25 protein-coding genes are annotated in these 20,298 nt (G+C 47.4%); 4 read left to right on the top strand and 21 right to left on the bottom strand.

Annotation, left to right across the window (positions count from 1 at the left end; genetic code table 11):
- Nucleotides 1–89: 89 nt before the first annotated feature.
- Complete coding sequence (locus ACH2BK_RS06715; protein WP_395002826.1) at nucleotides 90–1,427, bottom strand: MFS transporter; 1,338 nt, start codon at nucleotides 1,425–1,427, stop codon at nucleotides 90–92.
- Nucleotides 1,428–1,468: 41 nt separating this feature from the next.
- On the opposite strand from ACH2BK_RS06715, the gene ACH2BK_RS06710 reads away from it, so the two are divergent.
- Nucleotides 1,469–1,660 (top strand): hypothetical protein, encoded by a 192-nt coding sequence (locus ACH2BK_RS06710; protein WP_395002824.1) that lies wholly within the window; start codon nucleotides 1,469–1,471, stop codon nucleotides 1,658–1,660.
- 161 nt (nucleotides 1,661–1,821) lie between these two features.
- On the opposite strand, the gene ACH2BK_RS06705 is transcribed toward ACH2BK_RS06710, so the two are convergent.
- The 5 genes from ACH2BK_RS06705 to tig are packed head-to-tail and all read right to left on the bottom strand — an operon-like array spanning nucleotide 1,822 to nucleotide 6,988.
- Entirely contained in the window at nucleotides 1,822–3,363 is a 1,542-nt protein-coding gene (locus tag ACH2BK_RS06705; protein WP_395002822.1) for a YifB family Mg chelatase-like AAA ATPase, read from the bottom strand.
- 12 nt (nucleotides 3,364–3,375) lie between these two features.
- A complete protein-coding gene (gene def, locus ACH2BK_RS06700) occupies nucleotides 3,376–3,897 on the bottom strand; it encodes a peptide deformylase (protein ID WP_395002820.1) in 522 nt (173 codons plus the stop codon).
- Nucleotides 3,854–4,966 carry a hypothetical protein gene (locus ACH2BK_RS06695; protein ID WP_395002818.1) on the bottom strand — a complete coding sequence of 371 codons (1,113 nt, stop codon included), beginning with the start codon at nucleotides 4,964–4,966 and terminating at the stop codon, nucleotides 3,854–3,856. Before ACH2BK_RS06695 ends, def begins: the two co-directional genes overlap by 44 nt.
- A gap of 8 nt (nucleotides 4,967–4,974) precedes the next feature.
- Entirely contained in the window at nucleotides 4,975–5,565 is a 591-nt protein-coding gene (gene clpP, locus ACH2BK_RS06690) for an ATP-dependent Clp endopeptidase proteolytic subunit ClpP (protein ID WP_394997201.1), read from the bottom strand.
- A 10-nt stretch (nucleotides 5,566–5,575) separates the two neighbouring features.
- The gene (gene tig / locus ACH2BK_RS06685) at nucleotides 5,576–6,988 is read right to left on the bottom strand and encodes a trigger factor (RefSeq protein ID WP_395002817.1); all 1,413 of its coding nucleotides are present in this window, start codon (nucleotides 6,986–6,988) and stop codon (nucleotides 5,576–5,578) included.
- Between the two features lie 79 nt (nucleotides 6,989–7,067).
- Here tig and fliI point away from each other — a divergent pair, with 79 nt between their 5' ends.
- On the top strand, nucleotides 7,068–8,387 hold the full coding sequence (gene fliI / locus ACH2BK_RS06680) for a flagellar protein export ATPase FliI (RefSeq protein ID WP_395002816.1): 1,320 nt from the start codon (nucleotides 7,068–7,070) through the stop codon (nucleotides 8,385–8,387).
- 16 nt (nucleotides 8,388–8,403) lie between these two features.
- On the opposite strand, the gene ACH2BK_RS06675 is transcribed toward fliI, so the two are convergent.
- Nucleotides 8,404–8,529: a hypothetical protein gene (locus tag ACH2BK_RS06675; protein WP_395002814.1), complete on the bottom strand. Its 126-nt coding sequence runs from the start codon at nucleotides 8,527–8,529 to the stop codon at nucleotides 8,404–8,406.
- 496 nt (nucleotides 8,530–9,025) lie between these two features.
- On the opposite strand from ACH2BK_RS06675, the gene ACH2BK_RS06670 reads away from it, so the two are divergent.
- Nucleotides 9,026–9,163: a hypothetical protein gene (locus ACH2BK_RS06670; RefSeq protein WP_395002812.1), complete on the top strand. Its 138-nt coding sequence runs from the start codon at nucleotides 9,026–9,028 to the stop codon at nucleotides 9,161–9,163.
- Between the two features lie 116 nt (nucleotides 9,164–9,279).
- On the opposite strand, the gene ACH2BK_RS06665 is transcribed toward ACH2BK_RS06670, so the two are convergent.
- Genes ACH2BK_RS06665 through ACH2BK_RS06655 form a run of 3 tightly spaced genes read right to left on the bottom strand, consistent with a single transcriptional unit; the run spans nucleotide 9,280 to nucleotide 11,167 of the window.
- Entirely contained in the window at nucleotides 9,280–10,188 is a 909-nt protein-coding gene (locus tag ACH2BK_RS06665) for a radical SAM protein (RefSeq protein WP_394997193.1), read from the bottom strand.
- Between the two features lie 54 nt (nucleotides 10,189–10,242).
- Nucleotides 10,243–10,584 (bottom strand): divalent-cation tolerance protein CutA, encoded by a 342-nt coding sequence (gene cutA, locus ACH2BK_RS06660; protein WP_395002810.1) that lies wholly within the window; start codon nucleotides 10,582–10,584, stop codon nucleotides 10,243–10,245.
- Nucleotide 10,585: 1 nt separating this feature from the next.
- Complete coding sequence (locus ACH2BK_RS06655; RefSeq protein WP_395002808.1) at nucleotides 10,586–11,167, bottom strand: sugar O-acetyltransferase; 582 nt, start codon at nucleotides 11,165–11,167, stop codon at nucleotides 10,586–10,588.
- 84 nt (nucleotides 11,168–11,251) lie between these two features.
- On the opposite strand from ACH2BK_RS06655, the gene ACH2BK_RS06650 reads away from it, so the two are divergent.
- On the top strand, nucleotides 11,252–11,518 hold the full coding sequence (locus ACH2BK_RS06650) for a hypothetical protein (protein WP_395002806.1): 267 nt from the start codon (nucleotides 11,252–11,254) through the stop codon (nucleotides 11,516–11,518).
- Between the two features lie 199 nt (nucleotides 11,519–11,717).
- On the opposite strand, the gene ACH2BK_RS06645 is transcribed toward ACH2BK_RS06650, so the two are convergent.
- From ACH2BK_RS06645 to ybeY, 11 genes are all read right to left on the bottom strand, one after another.
- Nucleotides 11,718–12,104: a class I SAM-dependent methyltransferase gene (locus tag ACH2BK_RS06645; RefSeq protein ID WP_395002804.1), complete on the bottom strand. Its 387-nt coding sequence runs from the start codon at nucleotides 12,102–12,104 to the stop codon at nucleotides 11,718–11,720.
- On the bottom strand, nucleotides 12,037–12,240 hold the full coding sequence (locus tag ACH2BK_RS06640) for a hypothetical protein (RefSeq protein WP_395002802.1): 204 nt from the start codon (nucleotides 12,238–12,240) through the stop codon (nucleotides 12,037–12,039). Before ACH2BK_RS06640 ends, ACH2BK_RS06645 begins: the two co-directional genes overlap by 68 nt.
- A gap of 46 nt (nucleotides 12,241–12,286) precedes the next feature.
- Nucleotides 12,287–12,505 carry a hypothetical protein gene (locus ACH2BK_RS06635; RefSeq protein ID WP_395002800.1) on the bottom strand — a complete coding sequence of 73 codons (219 nt, stop codon included), beginning with the start codon at nucleotides 12,503–12,505 and terminating at the stop codon, nucleotides 12,287–12,289.
- Between the two features lie 170 nt (nucleotides 12,506–12,675).
- Complete coding sequence (locus tag ACH2BK_RS06630) at nucleotides 12,676–13,149, bottom strand: FkbM family methyltransferase (RefSeq protein WP_395002798.1); 474 nt, start codon at nucleotides 13,147–13,149, stop codon at nucleotides 12,676–12,678.
- 4 nt (nucleotides 13,150–13,153) lie between these two features.
- A complete protein-coding gene (locus ACH2BK_RS06625; protein WP_395002795.1) occupies nucleotides 13,154–13,426 on the bottom strand; it encodes a hypothetical protein in 273 nt (90 codons plus the stop codon).
- Between the two features lie 400 nt (nucleotides 13,427–13,826).
- Nucleotides 13,827–14,870, bottom strand: coding sequence for a UDP-glucose 4-epimerase GalE (galE, locus tag ACH2BK_RS06620; protein ID WP_395002792.1), 1,044 nt, complete (start codon nucleotides 14,868–14,870; stop codon nucleotides 13,827–13,829).
- Between the two features lie 496 nt (nucleotides 14,871–15,366).
- Entirely contained in the window at nucleotides 15,367–15,573 is a 207-nt protein-coding gene (gene xseB, locus ACH2BK_RS06615) for an exodeoxyribonuclease VII small subunit (protein ID WP_394997180.1), read from the bottom strand.
- 32 nt (nucleotides 15,574–15,605) lie between these two features.
- Nucleotides 15,606–19,082 (bottom strand): carbamoyl-phosphate synthase large subunit, encoded by a 3,477-nt coding sequence (gene carB, locus ACH2BK_RS06610; RefSeq protein ID WP_395002788.1) that lies wholly within the window; start codon nucleotides 19,080–19,082, stop codon nucleotides 15,606–15,608.
- A gap of 64 nt (nucleotides 19,083–19,146) precedes the next feature.
- Nucleotides 19,147–19,446, bottom strand: a complete 300-nt coding sequence (locus ACH2BK_RS06605) for a hypothetical protein (RefSeq protein WP_394997176.1) — start codon at nucleotides 19,444–19,446, stop codon at nucleotides 19,147–19,149.
- Nucleotides 19,447–19,646: 200 nt separating this feature from the next.
- Nucleotides 19,647–19,784, bottom strand: a complete 138-nt coding sequence (locus ACH2BK_RS06600) for a hypothetical protein (RefSeq protein ID WP_394997175.1) — start codon at nucleotides 19,782–19,784, stop codon at nucleotides 19,647–19,649.
- Nucleotides 19,777–20,247 (bottom strand): rRNA maturation RNase YbeY, encoded by a 471-nt coding sequence (ybeY, locus tag ACH2BK_RS06595; RefSeq protein ID WP_395002785.1) that lies wholly within the window; start codon nucleotides 20,245–20,247, stop codon nucleotides 19,777–19,779. The genes ACH2BK_RS06600 and ybeY overlap by 8 nt, the downstream gene beginning before the upstream one ends.
- Nucleotides 20,248–20,298 lie beyond the last annotated feature (51 nt).

Below are 20,298 nucleotides of genomic sequence, written 5' to 3'. Positions count from 1 at the left end.
TTTGAAATACTCTTTGTTGCGATAGATAAGAAAGATGAGATAGCCTACCATCACCGAGGCTATAAGGATTTTTTCTTCTAGACTCATCACTACTCCTTTGCTATGTGGGCGAGGATTGTCTCTTTGTCGATGAGATTGTCATCGTATTTGACTATCGCAACGCCCTGTGTGGTGTTGATATACCATTCTATGATACCCGCGGTGTTGCTTAGATTCTGTAAATGGGCTTGCAAACGGGCTTGTGGGTAAGAATCTATCGGCAAATAGAGGTTTTTTTCATTATTTGGATTGTGTAGCCCCACGCTCATCACGCCAATCCACAGCACACATACCGCTACCACTCCTAGGCTTAGATGAGATAGGCTTAAGGACTCATAGAGCACACCGCCACACAGCGCGCCAACTGCCGAGCCCACAAAGCCAAGCGTGGTAAAAAACCCAAGGGCTGCACCCTTTTGGTGCGCCTTTGGATAGCGGCTTGCAAGCGTTTGCATAATAGGCTCGTGGATAGAAAACCCCACAAAAAAAATCATAACCCCCAGCACAAAAAGCCACAAACTCCCCGCATAGCTCGCATACGCGATTAAAACATATGAGAGGGCAAACGCCACGATACCCCCTAGCAGCACTTGCTTAAAATACCCCTTTTTTTGTGCCAAAATCGAGGCAGGCGCGAGGCTAAAAAGCCCCAAAATCGCACCGGGCGCATAAATCTCCCAGAGGCTAGATTCTGCAATCTCAAAGCGTCTTTTTAGCTCCATACCCACGATGACAAAGGTAAAAATCATCAAAAACTTTTGCAAAAGCACGCTTAGGTTGAGCGTTTGGAGATTTGTGTTTTTGAGAATATTGCTAAATTCAGTGTTGTGGTAGGTGTAGGCGATCTTTGGCGTAGATGGCACGCGCATAAGCAGCACGACAAGCGCGATGGTATTGAGCAAAGCAGTGAGCAAAAAAATCGCCTGCAAGCCCATATGCCCCGCAATCAGCGGTCCCAAAATCATTGCTAAGATAAAGCTCACAAAAATCCCAGCACCCATCATCGCCATAGCCTTGCTGCGCTTCTCCTCTCTGACGAGATCCGCGATTTGCGCGCTGATCACACCCCCAATCGCCCCCGCGCCCTGCAAAAATCGTCCGATAATAAGCGTGATGATATCATCGCTAAAGGCACACACAAGCGATCCTAGGATAAAAATCGCAAGCCCTATGGCTATCACGCGCTTTTTGTCCGTCTTATCGCTCCAGATTCCAAAGGGGGTTTGGAAGATGATCTGCGTGATGGCATAGCCCCCTGCAGCGAGCCCAGCGAGAAACGCGCCCGTGCTAAAGGCATCGGCATAGAGCCCAATGGCAGGCAGTGCGACAAAGAGCCCAAAAAAGCGGAAGGAAGACACGAGGGTGAGGGCAAACACATCTTTAGACATACATTTCCTTTTGTTGTTGTGAGGGCGTAATTATATAGAGATTGTGTAAAGGTTGTCTTAGGAGCTTAGGTTCTGCAAGGGCATCGCGCTTTTTGCGCTTTTGGTATTTTTGGAAATTTACCCTGCACACAAAGCGTAGCTTCTTTAGTGATCCTAGGATTACTAAAGAAACTTCATTATTGCACCAAAAAATCATAGAATCTCGCATTGAGATTGCGTGTATGCTCGCGTAAGCCGGAGCTCACAGAGATTCATTCTGTGTGAGCGATAACAATTTTGCTACAAGCAAAATTGTATTAAATGATGGGTTTGCGCAGCGGAGGGGCGAGAGGTTTGCTTCACGCGCCCCGATTAGCAAACTTTGCCCCGCAAAACTTGCTATAAATACTAGGCTCTACATACGCCGATAGGAGAGGGCTTCAAGGATATGGGGCTTTTGTATCATCGCACTTTGGCTCAAATCCGCAATCGAGCGCGCGACTTTTCTTAGCTTATTTTGTGCGCGTCTGCTTAGCCCAAAGCGCATACTTGCTTGCTGCAAAAGCCCCTCGCTTTGAGAATCTAGCACGCAAAATTCCTCAATCTCCCTTTCACTTAGCTTGCCATTAAAGCATTTTTGAGCGCGCCCTTTGGCAAACGCAAACGCTTCAAACACCATCGCCTGCATTTGTTTAGAATCTAGCCCCACTCCCCTTGTGCGCTCCATTTCTGGGGCTTGGGCTTCCTCCATCTGCACAAACATATCAATCCTATCCCAAAACGGCTCGCTTAGGCGATTTTTATACGCGCTGATTTCTTTGTCTTGGCAGCGGCATTCTTTGGTGAGGCTTAGGAGATTGCCACAGGGGCAGGGGTTTTGCGCCCCGACAAAAAGGAATGCGCTCTCATACTCGAGCTTAGAATGCACCCTAGAGATGGCGAGTTTGTTATTTTCTAGCGGCTCGCGCAGGGATTCTAAAATATCGCGCTTAAAATGGGGCAACTCATCAAAGAACAAAATCCCATTGTGCGCAAGCGCGATCTCGCCGGGCTTTGGCTCAAACTGCGTGGCAGAGCCTAGAATGCTTGCTTTTGACGCGCTTTGGTGGGGATTTCTAAATGGGCGTAGGGGCGAATATGCGCCCTCTTGCGCGCTTAGGGATTGGAGCTTTAGCGTGTGCATCATCTCAGCAAGGCTCATAGGCGGGAGGATGTAGCGCATTCTCTGGGCGATCATACTCTTGCCGCAGCCCGGACTTCCCTCAAAGATAATATTGTGCAGCCCCACTGCGGAGATGAGTGCGGCGCGCTTGGCTCGCTCCTGCCCCTGCACCTGCGCAAAATCAAGCCCAAAATCCTGCGTATAATAATACCGCTCCCCCTCCGTTTCAATGTAGGCAAAGCCTAGATTCTGTGTGCTTAAGTCGTTTGGCTCTTGCGTGCCTTCCTCGCCTTGTGGGAGATTGAGGATCTCAAGGGCTTGGGTGAGATTGTGGGCAAAATGTAGTTTAAGGTTTGGGATAACGCCTAGGATCTCCTGCGCGCAGCTAGGGACGATGATATGGGCATTGGGGCAGAGCAGCGCAAGATCAAAAAGCAGCGGATACATACTCTGGGTGTATTTGATACTCCCATCAAGCCCCAACTCCCCAAAGGCAAACCACGGCTCCTTTAGCTGCAGTCCGCTGCTACAAAGCACAAGCGCGATGGGCAGATCAAAGTAACTCCCGCTTTTGGCGATATCTGAGGGCGAAAGGTTGATAGTGATTTTGAGCGGTGGGAGGGTAAAATCAGTCGTGGCGAGGGCGGACTGCACGCGCTGCTTGGATTCTTGGATAGAGCTTGTCGCAAGTCCGGTAATGCTAAAGCTTGGCAAGCCCCTTGTGAAGGCGGATTCTATCTCGATGATTTTTGTTTGCGTGCCCACTAAGCTTGCGCAAAGGATTTTGTTTGTCATCAGAATCTAGGCTTATCTCGCGCGCCTGCGCTCTTTTTCAAACTTTTTGCGTTTTAAGATGGGCAGCTTATCGACAAAGAGCACGCCATTGAGATGATCGATCTCATGCTGCACCGCCACGCTCAAAAAATCCTCAGCTTGGAGAATCTTATCATTGCCAAAGCGATCTTTGTAAGCGAGTGTGATGTGAGAAAATCGCTTGGTCTCTTCATAATACTCCGGCACAGAGAGGCAGCCCTCATTCCACACGATTTCGCCCTCTTGCTTCAAAAACACGGGATTTATGATCTCAAGCATATCCTCTTTGTGCTGCTCGTTGTCCTCTTGGCGCGGGAGATTGATAATGAGGATTTGCTGCTCTACGCCCACTTGTATCGCTGCTAGCCCCACGCCACCGCACTCTATCATCGTCTCATACATATCATCGAGCAATGTGTGGAGTGCCTCATCAAAAACCTCCACGGGCTTTGACTTTTTGCGCAAACGCTTATCAGGGTATTTCAAAATTTCCAAAATCACTATCAAATTCCTCATCTTCATCTGCCCCCTCGCTAGAAGCGGCTTTGAAAATCTCGAATTTTTTATTTTCTGATTTCGCGCTCTCTAGGGCAGATTTGGCATTTTGTATGTTTTCTTGGGGGGTTAGGTTTATATCAAACCTGCTCGCCCCTATGATGAGCTCAAGGGCGATTTGTGTATCGTCCAAAAACACGGTGCTTTTTTTGAGCGAGTCGATAAAGTCTATCGTCGTGTCGCGAATCTGGGATTGGGGAATGTTTTTGACAAAAATCGCAAATTCCGCATTGCCTAGGTGGCAAATGCTATCTTCCTTGCCGATTTTGCCAAACAAAATCTTAGAAACCATCTTAGTCGCACTCAAAAGCGAGCGTTTGTTATTAAGACTAGAAAGGAGAGTGGGGCTAAATGCCGCGATAAAGAGCGCGTTTTCACCCGCGAAATCCTTGCCTATGAGACACTCGCGCTCGAGCTTTTGGAGGAAAAACTGCTTATTGTGAATCCCAAGCGTAGTATCAAACATCGAGTTTTTTTTGATATGTAAAAAGCTCTCATACATTTTGGCGTAGTTTTCCACCACACTTCTGGTTTGATCAAAAATCCCTTTGTATGTGATATTTGTGTCATTAAGTAAGATTTTTATCGCGTTTTTGACGGCTAGGGGGTTTTGAATCTTATCAATCTCTGTGAGTTGTGAAAACACCTTAGATTCAAGGCCCTCTAATCGCTTAAAGAGCGCGCCCACTTGCTCAAAGATATTTTTTAGGCTTGCAAAGCTGCTATTTATCGTCGTTTCAAGCGCGATGATATTGGCATTGTGATGCCTAGATTCTAAGACATTGCGGATTTTGTTTTTGACATCTTCGTTTTGTTCTTGGTTGAGATTGCGTTCAAAGATGCTTTCAAAATTTTCCGGGAATGGGAAGATATTTTCATCATCGAGCATTTGGATTGTTTTTTTGGAGATTTCACTTAGCTTTTCCTTAGCGATACTCTCGGTGCTATCTGTGCTCTCGCTAGAGAAGCCAGACTCGCTCTCAAGCTCTAAGCCCAAGCTTCCAAAAAAATCGTTGTTGTTATCTGGCATATCCTACCTTATTTTAAGCTCTTGCTTAGGATTTCATCGATAATCCCGTATTCCTTTGCCTGCGCACTGCTCATAAAAAAGTCGCGCTCGGTATCTTGTGAGATTTTTTTGAGATTTTGTCCGGTGTTGTGCGCCATAATCTCATTGAGCGTTTTTTTGAGGCGCAAAATCTCTTGGGCTTGGATCTCGATATCTGTCGCCTGTCCTTGCGCGCCACCTAGGGGTTGGTGAATCATAATGCGCGAGTTTGGCAGTGAATACCGCTTGCCCTTCGTCCCACTGCTAAGCAAAAACGCCCCCGCACTCGCCGCCTGTCCGATACAAATCGTGCAAACATCTGGGCGAATGTAGTTCATTGTATCATAGATACTAAAGGCACTTGTAATCACGCCACCGGGGGAGTTGATATAAAAGTTTATATCCTTTTCTGGATCCTCGGCTTCTAAAAACAGCAGTTGCGCGACGATCGATGACGCCACATAGTCGTTTATCTCGCCACTTAGCAAAATGATGCGATCTTTTAACAAGCGCGAGTAAATATCATAGCTACGCTCGCCGCGCCCCGTGCGCTCTATCACATAAGGGATATATCCACTCATCTATCTGTCCTTATTCTGAATCTTTTGGTGCTTGTTTGCTAGATTTTGGTTTTTTAGATTCTGTAGTGCTTTGAGGCTTTGTCTCATCACTAGCTTTTGTTGTGTTCTTTGATTTTTTGGCTTTCTCTGTGCTAGATTCTAGCTTAGAATCTAAGAGGAATGTCAGCACTCTGTCCTCCACCATAGCCATTTTGATTGCTGGGAGGAGGTTGTTGCTTTGGTAATACTCAATGGCTGCCTTTGGATCCTGTCCCATCATCATCGCTTCGTAATAGATTGTCTGCAGCGCCTCATTGTCCTCGATAGCGATATTGTGCTTGCGCGCTAGAGCGTCGATGATAAATGTCGCCTGCACGCTTTTTTGCGCCTCTTGTCTGAAGCTATCGCGCTTTTGCTTTGCTTTATCCTCATCGTCTTTGAGCGCGTCAAACTCCTCTTTTGGCATAGCATTGAGCGCGTTTCTAAACAAAATATCCATTTCCTGCTCGATGATAGGCTCGGGCAAGTCAAATGTGATCTCTTTTGTCAATGCCTCAAGCGTCTTGCTTTTGAGCTCTTTATTATAGAGGCTTGTTTTTTGCTCCATCGCGATCTGCTCTCTTAGGGTGTCTTTGAGGGTTTCGAGCGTGGCACTCTCGCCCATCACGCTCTTAGCAAACTCCTCATCGATCGTTGGCACATCTTTTTGCATAATCTTATGGAGTGTGATTTTAAAAGTCGCTGGCTTGCCCGCTAGGTGTGCAGCTTGGTATTCTTTGGGGAATGTTACTTCGATATCGCGCTTTTCGCCCTTTTTCATACCGATGAGCGCGTCTTCAAAGCCGGGGATAAATTGATTAGAGCCGATAGTGAGATTGAAATTCTCTGCCTTCCCGCCATCGAAGGCTTTGCCATCGACAAAGCCCTCAAAATCGATCACTGCCACATCGTCCTTTTGTAATGCCCTATCCTGCGCTACCTCCGAGAGGGGCGCGCGGGCTTTGGCTATCTCTGCAAGCCGCTCATCGATCTCCTTAGCACCCACGGCTTTTAGCGCGACTTCTGGCACACAGCCCTCAACCTTATCGAGGCTAAACTCTGGGGTTGTGCTGATTTTTATCTCCACATCGATATTGCCATCTTTGCTTTCAAACTTTGAGATGATAGGATTGCCAAGCACCGCTTGAGGCGCGATATCAAGCTCCTTTATCCCCGCTTGGAGGAGATCCTGCACCGCCTCTTGTTTAGAATCTCTATCAATTTGCTCTTTGTAGCGGGACTGGATAAGGTGTGCGGGGACTTTGCCTCTCCTAAAGCCATCGATTTTTACATTTTTTGCGATTTTTTTGATTACGCTCTGTATTTTTTGCTCTAGCACATTTTGTGGGATTACGCCGCTTACCATAGCATTTGCGCTATTTAGCCGTTTTGTCTGTAGATTCATACAATTCCTTAGTTTAATGTTGGATTGAGTATAATTTGGCGATTGTAGCCAAAAAAACCTTAAAAACTTCAGGATATTTATGTCATTGCAAGAAATTCGCCAAAAGCTCAAAAATGCCAATCTCTCCCCAAGCTATGGCAATATCATCAAAATTATGCCAAATGTGATCGTGGCAAATGGCATACGCCCAAGCGTGGGCGATATCATAGAATTTTATAATCCCCTAGATTCTGTCTCCGAGCGCACGACAAGGGATTTGGGTATGGTGAGTGCGGTGGAGAGGGATCAGTTTTTTATCAATCCCTTTTCGTTTGTCGAGGGGCGCAAAAGCGGCGATTATGTGCGCATTGTCAATCAAGGCTTACAAATCCCCGTGGGCGAGGGGCTTTTGGGGCGTGTGATAAATCCCCTAGGGATCCCCATCGATGATAAGGGCGTGCTAAAGACAGAATCTAGCACGCCGCTTATGCGCGAGCCTATCGGCGCACTCAAGCGCGGGGTGATCGATGAGGTTTTTAGCGTGGGGGTGAAGAGTATCGATGGCTTGCTTACTTGCGGCAAGGGGCAGAAGATGGGGATTTTTGCCGGCTCTGGAGTGGGCAAATCCACGCTGATGGGAATGATTGTGAGCGGGTGCAAAGCCCCTATCAAAGTCATAGCACTCATAGGCGAGCGTGGCAGGGAAGTGCCGGAGTTTATAAAAAAAAATCTCAATAACAATATGCACGATACGATCATCGTGGTAGCCACGAGCGATGATTCGCCGCTTATGCGCAAATACGGCGCGTTCAGTGCGATGGCAATCGCCGAGTACTTCAAGCAGCAAGGGCAAGATGTGCTCTTTATTATGGATTCTATCACGCGTTTTGCGATGGCGCAGCGCGAGATTGGATTGGCACTAGGCGAGCCACCCACGAGCAAGGGCTATCCGCCCTCCGCCCTCACGCTTTTGCCCCAACTTATGGAGCGCGCGGGCAAGGAGGAGGGCGTGGGCTCTATCACGGCGTTTTTTACCGTGCTAACCGAAGGCGACGATCTCAGCGATCCCATAGCCGATCAAAGCCGCTCTATCCTAGATGGGCATATCGTGCTCTCGCGCGAGCTCACAGATTCTGGAATCTACCCGCCCATTAATGTGCTAAACTCTGCCTCAAGGGTGATAAATGATGTCATCACGCCCGCGCACCTGCAGGCTGTGAGGAAGTTTCGGCGGCTTTATGCTTTGCTGAAAGAAAACGAGGTGCTGCTGCGCATAGGGGCGTATCAGCGGGGGAACGATCCCGAGCTTGATGAGGCGTTGGGTAAAAAAGTGCTGATGGAGGAGTTTTTGAGTCAAGAATTTAGCGATATGTGGGAATACCCAAAAGTCATCGAGCAACTCCAAGTGATAATGAGCTAGGCTCAAAAGCGTTTGCTTAAGCGGTATTTCCGACGCACTGATACCAAAAAGCTACAGAATCTAAGGAAAGCTTAGAATCTAATTTTGAGAACTTAGATTCAGAATCTAGCCTTACAGAATCTAAAAAGCTCACACAATCCACAACGCCAAAAAATCCTAGCGAGGCTTTGCCAAATTTAAATAATGGAGCGCGGTAGCACGAGACCTAAGCAGAATCTAAGTCCTTAGATTCTGAATCCACTTTAGATTCTGTAATTTCCGTATTGCTTAGATTCTGCATTTTTCCATTTCTCAAAGTCGTGTTCTCACGAATACTTTCTAGATTCTGTGTATTGCTTTGTTTTTTCGCAAAAAGGGGTATTCCCCTCTCCCCGCTCTCCCCAGCCCCGAAAAAGTCTCCACTGTTTTTGCTGCGCTTTGCTTGCAAGCCTTCGGCACGGCAAACGGGGAGAGTGCCTCGCTCTTTCCGCTTCTAGCGCAATCGTTGCGGAGGCACTCCTGCCTCCTTTTTCCAACGATTGCACACCACGAAGCGGGCGAGGGGTGGTATGCGCTGCCGCGCTACACATTTTATTTGATTTTTGCTGCGCAAGCACTATTATTTGAATCGGGCAAAGCCTTGATAAGGTTTTTTTGAAGTGGTAGATTCTGTAAGTTGCTTAGAATCTAGCTCGGTTTATAGAAAAGGTGCTAGCCCAAGTGGCGTTCCTGACGCGCTGACACCAAAAAATCACAGAATCTCGCTTAAAAATGCAGTGTATGAACGCGAGCGATAACAATTTTGCTACAAGCAAAATTGCATAAAATGACGGGCTCGCGTAAGCCGGAGCGAGCGGAGATTCACTCTCCGCGAGCGGCAACAAGTTTGTGAAACAAACTTGCCTAAAATGTCTTAGGGCTTTGGGTAATACTCATAAATATCTTTTTTGGAGCGTAGCCACGGCTGATACGTCATATTTTTGATATCGCAATAGCGGCAAAATGGTATGGGCTTAGCCAAAAACTCCAAAATATCGGCATAAGTGCAAGATGGCTCGTGTATATCGATACTATCCCTATCGCTAAGGCGCAGATTTTCATTAAAGTGCTTGTTAAAATACACGCTCGAGGGTGCCACGGCGCAGGGGAAGATTTTGCCATTTTTTAAATAAGTGCAGTTATTGGCGCGATGGCACGCCATAAAGCTCTCGGTGGGATTGCAATTACCCTTTGGATTAAGGGCGGTTTTGTAGCTGTATTTTTCTGGACTTTGGTTAAAAAAATAAAGCGTTATCCCATATTCCTTGCATTTTTGCTCTATTGCCTCCCAATCTATGCGTATGGGGTATTTTGTCGGAGTGAGCTCTATGCGATGATCACGGCAGGCTTCCCAAAACTCCCTAGGTTGCTTAAGGAGCAAAATGCCATTAGTGATGATACAGATTTTGGTGTGTGGGAAGTATCGGCGCGTGATGGCGCAGTATTCTGTGCATTTGGGATTGAGCAGGGGCTCCCCGCCGATGATATGGATTTTTTCTACCATCGCTTGCGTGAGGGCAGAGAGCCTCTCCATATCCTTGCGGTATTGTGCGAGATCATAAAAGCTCGCCTCCGCAAGTTGTGAGAAGTGATCGCAGCTATAGCAGTTGAGGTTGCAATGGCTTGCGATATCCACATCGACGAGCTTGAGAAATGCCTGTGGCGTGGTGCGATGCAGTGCTTGGCGCGTCCGCTCTAAAATCTCCTCATTGCGTTTGTGATTGGTTAAAAATGTGTAGAGCCATTTGTTCTGTTTTATCCGATTTTTTAGCGTGTGTAGCATACCTAGCCTTTGTGAGAATCTAAAGCCAAATCCTCACAAAAAAAAAACGGAAAGTTAATGCGCGCTCACATTGGGCTTAGGGTGTTGTGGGTTTAGGGTGGTTTTGAACCATTTTTGGTAGTGCTTATCCACCTTGTGCGTTTTGAATGCCACGATTTGGGGCACTTCGTAGCTATGGTGGCGGCGCAGGAATCTCCGCACTTTTTTATAGAGTCTCTTGCGCGTTTTGATGGCGATGAGTGTTTCAGATTCTATGCAGAGTTTGCCCTGCCAATGGTAGTGGCTTTTGATTTTTTGGGTTTGCACACAGGCAGCGAGGCGTCGCTTACAGAGCTTTTTGGCGAGCTTGCGTGCTTCCTTTTTGCTCGGCGCGGTGGTGTAGATGAGCAGTGGCATTTTATCCCTTTGGCGCGTATTGTGCTATATCGATGGTTTTGATGAGTTTGGCAGGATTGCCGCCTACAATGCTATTTGGTGGCACATCTTTGGTAACCACCGCATTTGCACCCACGATAGAGTTCTCGCCTATCCTCACGCCCGGGAGGATCGTCGCTGCCACGCCTATCCACACACGCTTTTCTATGTGTATGGGCTTGCAAATAGTCGTGTTGCGATTAAAGGGATTGATATCGTGGTTAATGGTAATGAGATTAACCTTAGGGGCGATAAACACCTCATCATCGATATGTATCCCGCCTCTATCCATAAAGGTGCAGGCGGAATTGACAAAGACATTTTTGCCAAAGTGGATATTGCGCCCAAAGTCCGTGTAAAAGGGCGGCAAAAGCCACAAGCTAGGATCTATCGCCCTGCCCGTGATTTGGGCGAGGAGCTCGCGCACCTCCTCTTCGCTCTTCTCCCCGCTATTTAGGCGTGCTACAAGCCGTTGGGTGGCTTTGATAATCTCGATTATCGGGGCTACTTCGGGCGATTTACCATCTAGCGGCATTCCCGCTAAGTCTTTTTCAAAAATGTTCATAGCTAATTCCTTTGTATGATTTTATGCAATGTGTCTTTGGCAAGCTGCTATCGCTCGTAGGGAGGCAATCCCCGCTCACTCCGCTTGCGCGTGTATATACAGAATCTAGCTCTAGATTCTGTCGTTTTTCTAAAGAACCCTTGTCTTAGTGTAATCGCGTCAGGAACGCGATGTGGCAATAGAGCAGATTCTATAAACCAAGGTTTTGGCGCACTCGCGTATCGTTTGAGTGTGCAAATCCCCCTCCACCCGTTTGCCACTGCAGAATCTAAAGCCTCATATCGCGTAGATTCTCTAACACCCTTTGGTGGCTGCGGGATTTTAAACCTTTCTTTCTTACGCGCCTCTTAAGTCCTTTGTGCAAACCTTAAATCCCACGGCGTGCGCAAGTCTATAGCTTCACGACTAAGCCCGCAACGCCCTAGCACCTCTGTATCCAAATGCTCCCGCCGGTATTTTTCTGACTAAGCGGCAGGGCTTTGGCAAACTCATCGGGATAGAGATAATTCAGACAGGTGTTGAAAAAGACAATCCTAAAATCCGTGTTGTATTACAAAAACGCGCGCAGGATATAGGCTTCATTCCACGAGCGTTTTTCCTCTAGCCACTCTTTGGGATAGCTAAATGGATAAAAAATATCGTGCAAATGCACATACACGCCGCGTTTGAGCCTTGGCAAAATCTCAAAAAAGAGGCGATTGACATCGGAATTGACCTTGCTCACGTGGGTAGAATCTATAAAAAGTATATCGTTGGATTCTAAGCTATCAAAGAGCGTGAGCGGGACTTCTTGGAGGCGTTGGCGGTGGAGATTGAGGCGTGAGAATTCTTGGGGCGAGAAGAGGCTCGCTAAAACCTTTGGGTATGGCTCAATATGCGTGATATGGATACCTTCTTGTATTGCCCCCCCCCCTATTTGGTTTAAAAAACATCTCATTGACATCGTGCATCAGTGCAGAGCTAAAGCCGCTGCCCACCTCGATAATGCGCTTGGGGGCGAGGTGGCGTATCATCGCATACAGACAGATTCCATCGCTATGGCAGTAGGTGTTGTTGTCAAAATAATAGCGCATATTAGGCTGTTTGGTGTCTTTGAAAGGCATTTGCGCATATAATCGCTCAAAAATTCCCAAGAAGCTTGCGCTGCTCTTGAAGGTGGAGCTCTATACCCTGAAGTGAATTGGGATCATAGCTCGTGCGCTCTATGCCCTCTTTGATCTCAAGGTCGTTGGCGATAGGCGAGTAGAAATGCCCGCTTGGCACGAAATCAAGCTGCCCAAAAATCTGCTGCAATTTGCGATAGGGTTTGCGCAAAATATCTTTGATAAAACGCGTCATCATAACTCCTTTGGTGTGTAGTGTGGCAAATAAGCGCACCACAAAAGTGCGGGACAAAATGCGGACCAAAATACGGACTAAGTATAGCATTATTTTGCGCATTTTCCCACGCGTTTGTGGGGCTTGCTTGTGAATCTAGCGCCTACCACTAGCCCCAATCAGACGCGATTTTAGCCTATGCCTTGTCCTTTGTGGGGCTTTGTGTAAAACTCATCACAGCCCAGCCTTATAAACTTCACATAGCCCCTATCTCGCAAAAAATTTGGTATCTCATCGGTGTGGTAGTTGTTTTCTACCCCAATCAATGTAATGTCATACGCGCTAAAGTCAATGCTCTTTAGTATGCCCATCTCCCCACCCTCGACATCGATAGACAAATAGTCTATGTGTCTTTGATGGTTTTTCATAATACTATCAAACCGCGCGCCCTGCATACGCACCTTTTTTACACTACCCCCAAACTCCCTCACTTCACGCTCGATACGCTCCAAATGCCTCTTATCATAAGCACTCACTATCCCGCTAAGCATTTGCGCATAGCCACTGATTTGCAAAAACTCCACCTCGCCATCACACTCACAAATGGCGACATTGTATTTGGCGACATTGGGATTTGGGCGGTTAGAGAGGAGTTTTGCAAACATATTGCTATCGGCTTCTATGAGCACCCCCCCCCCAATTTGCATTTTCTAAAAGATAAGTATTGCTAAGAGAGATTCCATCGTTTGCGCCGATATCGACGAAAAAAAGATCACGCCTGCCTCTAAAGAAATATTGGACAAAAAGATCCTGCTGATGTTGGGCGTAGGATTGTAGATTTTGTGTTGTCAGCCATTTTTGGAATGCCTTGTATCGTTTGTGATACACGATTTTGTCAAGCAACTCTTTTGCTTTTGCGATGATTTTTGATAGGTAGTTCATTGGTGCTCCTTTTATTATTTTATGCAATTTGCCTTTTGGCAAATTGTTATCGGCAATGAGAGCAAAGCCCCCACTGCCTCCGCTTACGCGTTCATACACTGCGTTTTTAGCAAGTTTATAGAATCTTTTAGTGTCAGCGCGTCAGGAACGCGTTTTAGTCAAACACCTTTTCTATAAACCCGCCTTAGATTCTGAATTTGCTAGTAAATCTCATCAAGGCTTGCCTTCTTGGCATTCTAAGATTTTGGATGAGAAATGTGGGTTGCAAGCAAAAGTGCGAGGGCGCATACTTAGGTGTATGTAACCGAAGCACTTTTGCGCCGCTCCCGCATTTATCGCCAAAACGAAGTTTCTTTAGAAAAGCGCAATGCCCACAAACACAGAATCTATGTTTCCATAATTACCCCCTCTGCGCTCTCTCCCACTCATACGCACTTTTGATAATATAGGCAAGATCATCAAAGCGCGGCTTCCAATCTGTGAGTGCGCAAATCTTAGCATTGTCCGCGATGAGGATTGCGGGATCTCCCGCCCTGCGCGCAGAATCCACCACGCTAAAATCCACTCCGCTCACCTTTTTTACCATCTCTATGACTTCAAGCACACTGTATCCGTGCCCATAGCCGACATTGAAAACCTCGCTTTTGCCCTCCCGCTCGAGGTAGGTGAGTGCGCTTAGGTGCGCGCTGGCTAAATCATCGACGTGGATATAATCCCGCACACAAGTGCCATCTTTGCTCTCATAATCCCTGCCAAACACGCTCATACCCTCGCGCGCTCCGCACGCACATTCACACGCGACTTTGATGAGGTGCGTGGCGTTTTGGGATCGCTGCCCCAAGCCCCGTGCGGATTGCAAAATCTCTCGTGTGTTCGCGCTGCTCGCCCCCGCGACATTAAAATAGCGCAAAATCGCGTAATTAAACTGCCCATAGGCGCGGTGCGTATCCATCAGCACGCGCTCGCTCATCATCTTGCTCGCGCCGTAGGGATTGATGGGATTTAGCGGGGTGGATTCACTCACAGGCACGAGACTTATATCAGGCTCGCCATACACTGCCGCGGTGGAGCTGAAAATAAAGGTATTAATCCCGTGTTTGATACACAAATCAATGAGCAGGGTTGTATTGAGCGTGTTGTTTTGGTAGTAAGTCAGCGGGAGGGCGACAGATTCACTCACGATGAGTGACGCGGCAAAATGCACCACCGCGCTAAACCTCTCGCACTCCATAAGGCTAGAGAGCGTGTGCGTATCGCCCACATTGCCCTGCACAAAACGCACGCGCTCCCCAAAGATACTCGCGAGATACTCATAATTTTGCCTAAAGCCCGTGCTGAGATTGTCATAAATCACGATTTGGTAATCCTGCCTCTGTGTGAGAAAACAAAACGCGGTGTGCGAGCCGATATAGCCGCTCGCTCCGGTGAAGAGGAATTTTTGCATAAATGCTCCTTTGTGTGTTGGTTTTTAGAATCTAGATTCTGTGTTAGGCATTCGGCTTGCGTGCGTGTGAAAATGGCTCCTTGGGTATGCAATGCGATAAGATTGAAAAATTTGTGAAAGGCACGGACTCTAAGTCCGCTAACCTTCCCCAAATTTTTCAAAGCTTACACAGCCACACCACAAATACTAATTTTGTTGTTTGCAGTGGTAGCCTTACAGAATCCACACCGAGTTAAAAGGCAAAGCCTTGATGAGATTCTATAAAATGGCAGATTCTATAAATTGTTTAGAATCTAAAGCTTTTTTTAGATTCTGAATCCACTTGAGATTCCGTGCTTGGCTTGCCCCTTGGCATTCTAGGATTTTGGATGAATTTTTAGGGTTATCAAGCAAGGGGCGAAGGGAGCTTACTTAAGCGGTAGTGACCAAGCACCGAGCGCAGATTCCCTAAAAAGTCGCCAAAAGCCAAATGCCCTAACACAGAATCTAACTTACTTTATTCAAAACCCCCAATCTCCTCAAGCTCCAGTTTAGCGGATTCTAACATTTCTTGAGCTTTTTTGAGCGTCTCCACGCCGTTTTTATACAGCTCTAAGCCCTCTTTGAGATTGATATCGCTCTGTCCTAGCTTTGTGATGATATCTTTAGCATTTTCTATAAGCTCTTCGAAGCTCTTTGTGCCGCTCTCTTGTGTATCGCTCATCGCCTCTCCTTTATTGTATAAAAATCCCAATTTTATAGAAAATCTTGCAGGGCGATGGCTTGGTTGATATCCTTATCGCTCATCGCCTCAAGGGCTAAGACTGCCATATTTGCCGCGCTAAGCGTGGTGAAGTATGGGATATTGTCTTTGAGAATCTGCGCACGGATGAGTGCCGTATCGCCCTTGTTTGATCGTGTATCGCTCGTGTTTATCGCCATTGCGATTTCGTGGTTTGTCATCAAATCCGTGATATTTGGACGCCCCTCGCTGATTTTGAGCACGAGCTCGGATTCTATGCCCTCACTCGCAAACGCCCTGTGTGTGCCGCCTGTGGCACAGAGGCTAAAGCCTAGTGCCAAAAGTTTTTTGGCAAGCTCGCAGCCAGCTTGCTTGTCGCGTTGGCTTAGGGAGATAAAGACTTTGCCACTTGCGGGTATGGCGTTTTTGCACGCGATTTGGGATTTGGCGAAGCTCACACCCACCGCTTGAGAGATCCCCATCACTTCGCCCGTGCTTTTCATCTCTGGTCCTAGCGACATATCCGCGCCATTTAGTTTGTTAAATGGGAAGATGGATTCTTTAATCGCCACGGATTTGAGGGGCTTGTGTCTTAGAATCTCATCGGAATAATCCACATTGCCAAAGCTATCATAATACGCCAACGCCTCACGCAGATTGCCCTGCCACATCACGCGCGTGGCGACTTTGGCGAGCGGTATGCCCGTAGCCTTAGAGACAAAGGGCACGGTGCGCGAGGCTCTAGGATTTACCTCAATGAGGTAGAGCTCCTCTTGATAGATGGCATACTGCACATTCATAAGCCCCACTACACCGAGGTTTAGGGCGATTTTGGCGGTGGTGGATTCTATGCGCTTTAGCATTGCAGAATCTATGCCAAAAGGCGGCAGGCAGCTCGCGCTATCGCCACTATGTATCCCTGCCTCCTCAATATGCTGCATAATGCCCCCGATATACACATCCACCCCATCGCTGATACAATCCACATCAAGCTCTAGCGCAGAATCTAGGAATTTATCAATGAGCACGGGCGAGTCCTCACTCACTTTCACCGCCTCTTCCATATAGGTGCGCAGCTCCTCGACATTATCTACAATCCGCATTGCCCGCCCACCTAGCACATAGCTCGGACGCACAAGCACGGGGAATCCAAGCGCATTAGCGATACTATAGGCTTCCTCTTTGGTGCGTGCTATGCCGTTTTTTGGTTGCAAAAGCTCGTGTTTTTCCACAAACGCAGCAAACTTCTCTCTATCCTCGGCTATATCGATGACTTTGGCACTCGTGCCGATGATTTGCGCGCCGATGAGGCTTAAGTGTTTGGCGAGTTTGAGCGGTGTCTGCCCACCAAAATGCACAATCACGCCATCAGGCTTTTCACGCTCAATCACACTCCGCACGCATTCTAAAGTGATAGGCTCAAAATACAGAGTATCGCTCGTATCATAATCCGTGCTTACCGTCTCGGGATTGCAGTTATACATAAGGCTTTGTATGCCCATATCTCTAAGGGCGAAGCTGGCATGGACGCAACAATAATCAAACTCTATTCCTTGACCGATTCGATTAGGACCACCCCCAATAATCAGCACTTTAGAGGGCGTTGGCTCGTCTTTTGCGTGCTTTTGGGCGATTGCTGCATTCGGACTTCGGTCACTACCGCTTAAGGTAGCTCCCTTGTCCTCACTTGCAAAGCCCCCAAAATCATCACAAAATACTTCGCCATTTTGTATGCTCTGTGCTAGCGTGGCACTTTTGCGGGAATCTGTAATATCCTTAGAATCTTGTGAAGTGGTAGATTCTCGCACCTCGTTAGATTCTGCCACATTTTTAGAATCTAGATTCTGTAATTCCCCGCTAAAAGGCATTGTGCCATAGAGGTATGCCGTTTGTGTGACAAACTCCGCTGCGCAGGTATCCACCTCGTGATACTCCAACCGCACACCTAGCCGCTCCCTCAAGGCATAAATGTCCTCCTCCCTTAGCTCTAGCCCCTCGTTTTTGTTGGTGATAAATGCTAGCATTTTATCGCTAAAGCCATATTGCTTTGCCCTTCTTAAAAACGCCCTATTTTGCAGAGATTCAAAGGTAATGCCACCCTCAAATGCGATAATCTCGGCAATTTGGTGCAAAAAATACGCATCGATTTTGCTCCACTCCTGCACTTCTGCTACACTCACGCCATTTCTAAAGGCTTCAGCGATATAGAGCAGCCTGTGGGCATTTGGGCGGCGAATCTCACGCTGAATCTCACTCAAATCCCCGCTAATGGGATTAAACCCAAATATTCCCGTCTCTAGGCTACACAACGCCTTTTGCAAGGATTCTTTAAAGCTCCCGCCAATCGCCATCACCTCGCCAATAGACTTCATCGAAGTGGTGAGCGTAGAATCTGCCTGCGGGAATTTCTCAAAGGTAAAACGCGGAATTTTAGTCACAATATAATCAATGCTAGGCTCAAAGCTCGCAGGCGTGCCGGTAATGTCGTTTTTGATTTCATCTAGGGTGTAGCCCACGGCTAGGAGCGTGGCGACTTTGGCTATCGGGTAACCCGTGGCTTTAGAGGCAAGGGCAGAGCTGCGCGATACACGCGGATTCATCTCGATAACCGTCATTCTGCCATTTTGGGGATTTATCGCAAACTGCACATTGCTCCCGCCGGTATCCACGCCAATTTCACGCAGGATTTTAAAGGACGCATCACGCATTCTTTGGTATTCTTTATCTGTTAGCGTCAATGCAGGGGCTATCGTGATAGAATCCCCGGTATGCACGCCCATAGGGTCAAGATTCTCAATGCTACACACAATAATGCAGTTATCATTCCTATCGCGGATAACCTCCATTTCAAACTCTTTCCACCCCAAAAGCGATTCTTCGATGAGAATCTCATTTATGGGGCTAACCTCTAAGCCATTTTGTGCCAACGCCTTAAACTCATCGATGTTATACGCCACGCCGCTTCCCCCACCAGCGAGGGTAAAGCTCGCACGGATAATAAGCGGGAATCCGATCTCCTTTGCCGCTTCAACCGCCTCCTCTATCGTGTAGGCATAGCGCGATTTTGGCAAATCCATACCGATTTTTAGCATAGCCTCTTTAAACGCCTGCCTATCCTCGCCTTTTTTAATCGCCTCAGGTCTAGCCCCTAGGAATTGCACGCCCTCTAGCATTCCCCGCTCGTGCATACTCATCGCCACATTGAGTGCCGTCTGCCCGCCCATAGTGGGCAGTATCGCATCGACACGCTCTTGTTTGATGATATTAGCGATAACTTCCTCGGTGATAGGCTCGATATAGGTGCGATCGGCGAAGTCTGGATCTGTCATAATCGTAGCGGGATTGGAGTTTATAAGCACCACGCGATAGCCTAGAGCCTTTAGCGTCTTAGCCGCTTGCGTGCCGGAATAATCAAACTCACACGCCTGCCCGATGATAATGGGTCCAGAGCCGATGAGTAAAATGGTGTGAATGTCTGTGCGTTTTGGCATAGTCTGTCCTTTGTGAAAAATGCGGAAAGTGTCTGCAAATGGCAGGATTGTATCCAAGCCGCGCTTAAAATGTGGTTACAGAAATGATGGTGGATTGCGCGGGCTTTGTGCCACTTAGATTCCGTCCTTGCCCATTTTTTAGAATCTCTTTAGATTCTGTGCTTGCTTCAGAATCTATACGGCTAGATTCTATGCTTGTCTTTGAATCCGCACTAGATTCTGTAGATTCTAAGTTTCTTAGACTCGCATTCTCACGGATATTTTCTAGCTTCTCAAAATCGCTTTGTTTTTTCGCAAAAAGGGGTGTTATCCCCTCCTCGATCCCCTTGATTGCCGAAAAAGCCGCCGCTTTTTGCGCAGCCACAAAGTATATCTTTTGGCGGGAGAGCCTCGCTGTATCCTTGTCTAGTTAAAAATGCACTACTGCATTTTCTTAACGCATTTTTAACACCACGACAAGGGCGAGTGTCGGTTGGTGCTATCGCACCTACACATTGATTTGATTTTTGCGCTGCATTAATGGCGCAATTTTGCAATTGCGCTAGGCTTGCGCTACCGCACGCACTATTGTTTATATTTGACAAAGCCTCGCACAAGTTTTTTGAAGTAGGGGGGGATTGCGTGAGTGTTTTTAAATGCCCTAGATTCTGAATCTATTGGGCTAGATTCTAAGATTTGTCCTAACAAACTTGCATTAAACACAATCACTGCGTTCTATGAGGCTTTTGGGGAGGCAAAAGCGCTCAATCCACCCACACTCCTCGCGCCTGTGCGCGCCATCATCGCACTCGTGATCAAAGCCAAAGATATGCAAAAGCCCGTGGATAAAAAGGAGCTTTAGCTCATCTTCTAGCGTGTGCCCTAGCTCTCTAGCCACTTTTTGCGCGAGCTCGGCATTGAGCACCACAGAGCCTAGGCTAAGTGTGCATTGCGTGGGCACATCTGTATATTCCACGCTCAAAGGGAATGAAAGCACATCGGTGGGCTTGTCTTGATTGCGATGGGCTTTGTTTATCTCGCGCATATGTGCTGAATCTGTGATGAGCACCTCTAGGCAGAGGCTAGGTGCTAGGCTTGGCATATAGGTATTAGCTAGGGTGGCAAAAATCTCATCAAATAGCACAGAATCTAGCTCATAGCCACTTAGGTTTTCTAGCTCTAGCACGCTCACTCCTTGCGCGTTTAGATTCTCTAAGAGCGAGAATCTTTGGCGTCG

Origin of the sequence: uncultured Helicobacter sp., from assembly GCF_949282165.1 — a bacterium.
Taxonomy (GTDB): Bacteria; Campylobacterota; Campylobacteria; order Campylobacterales; family Helicobacteraceae; genus Helicobacter_F.
This window is presented reverse-complemented; position numbering and strand designations above follow the sequence as displayed.

Coding starts and splice junctions, on each gene's coding strand:
- ACH2BK_RS06715 (WP_395002826.1), bottom strand. CDS start 1,427: ATGTCTAAAGATGTGTTTGCCCTCACCCTCGTGTCTTCCTTCCGCTTT.
- ACH2BK_RS06705 (WP_395002822.1), bottom strand. CDS start 3,363: ATGACAAACAAAATCCTTTGCGCAAGCTTAGTGGGCACGCAAACAAAA.
- def (WP_395002820.1), bottom strand. CDS start 3,897: ATGAGGAATTTGATAGTGATTTTGGAAATTTTGAAATACCCTGATAAG.
- ACH2BK_RS06695 (WP_395002818.1), bottom strand. CDS start 4,966: ATGCCAGATAACAACAACGATTTTTTTGGAAGCTTGGGCTTAGAGCTT.
- clpP (WP_394997201.1), bottom strand. CDS start 5,565: ATGAGTGGATATATCCCTTATGTGATAGAGCGCACGGGGCGCGGCGAG.
- tig (WP_395002817.1), bottom strand. CDS start 6,988: ATGAATCTACAGACAAAACGGCTAAATAGCGCAAATGCTATGGTAAGC.
- fliI (WP_395002816.1), top strand. CDS start 7,068: ATGTCATTGCAAGAAATTCGCCAAAAGCTCAAAAATGCCAATCTCTCC.
- ACH2BK_RS06665 (WP_394997193.1), bottom strand. CDS start 10,188: ATGCTACACACGCTAAAAAATCGGATAAAACAGAACAAATGGCTCTAC.
- cutA (WP_395002810.1), bottom strand. CDS start 10,584: ATGCCACTGCTCATCTACACCACCGCGCCGAGCAAAAAGGAAGCACGC.
- ACH2BK_RS06655 (WP_395002808.1), bottom strand. CDS start 11,167: ATGAACATTTTTGAAAAAGACTTAGCGGGAATGCCGCTAGATGGTAAA.
- ACH2BK_RS06645 (WP_395002804.1), bottom strand. CDS start 12,104: ATGAGATGTTTTTTAAACCAAATAGGGGGGGGGGCAATACAAGAAGGT.
- ACH2BK_RS06640 (WP_395002802.1), bottom strand. CDS start 12,240: ATGCGCTATTATTTTGACAACAACACCTACTGCCATAGCGATGGAATC.
- ACH2BK_RS06635 (WP_395002800.1), bottom strand. CDS start 12,505: ATGACGCGTTTTATCAAAGATATTTTGCGCAAACCCTATCGCAAATTG.
- ACH2BK_RS06630 (WP_395002798.1), bottom strand. CDS start 13,149: ATGTTTGCAAAACTCCTCTCTAACCGCCCAAATCCCAATGTCGCCAAA.
- ACH2BK_RS06625 (WP_395002795.1), bottom strand. CDS start 13,426: ATGAACTACCTATCAAAAATCATCGCAAAAGCAAAAGAGTTGCTTGAC.
- galE (WP_395002792.1), bottom strand. CDS start 14,870: ATGCAAAAATTCCTCTTCACCGGAGCGAGCGGCTATATCGGCTCGCAC.
- xseB (WP_394997180.1), bottom strand. CDS start 15,573: ATGAGCGATACACAAGAGAGCGGCACAAAGAGCTTCGAAGAGCTTATA.
- carB (WP_395002788.1), bottom strand. CDS start 19,082: ATGCCAAAACGCACAGACATTCACACCATTTTACTCATCGGCTCTGGA.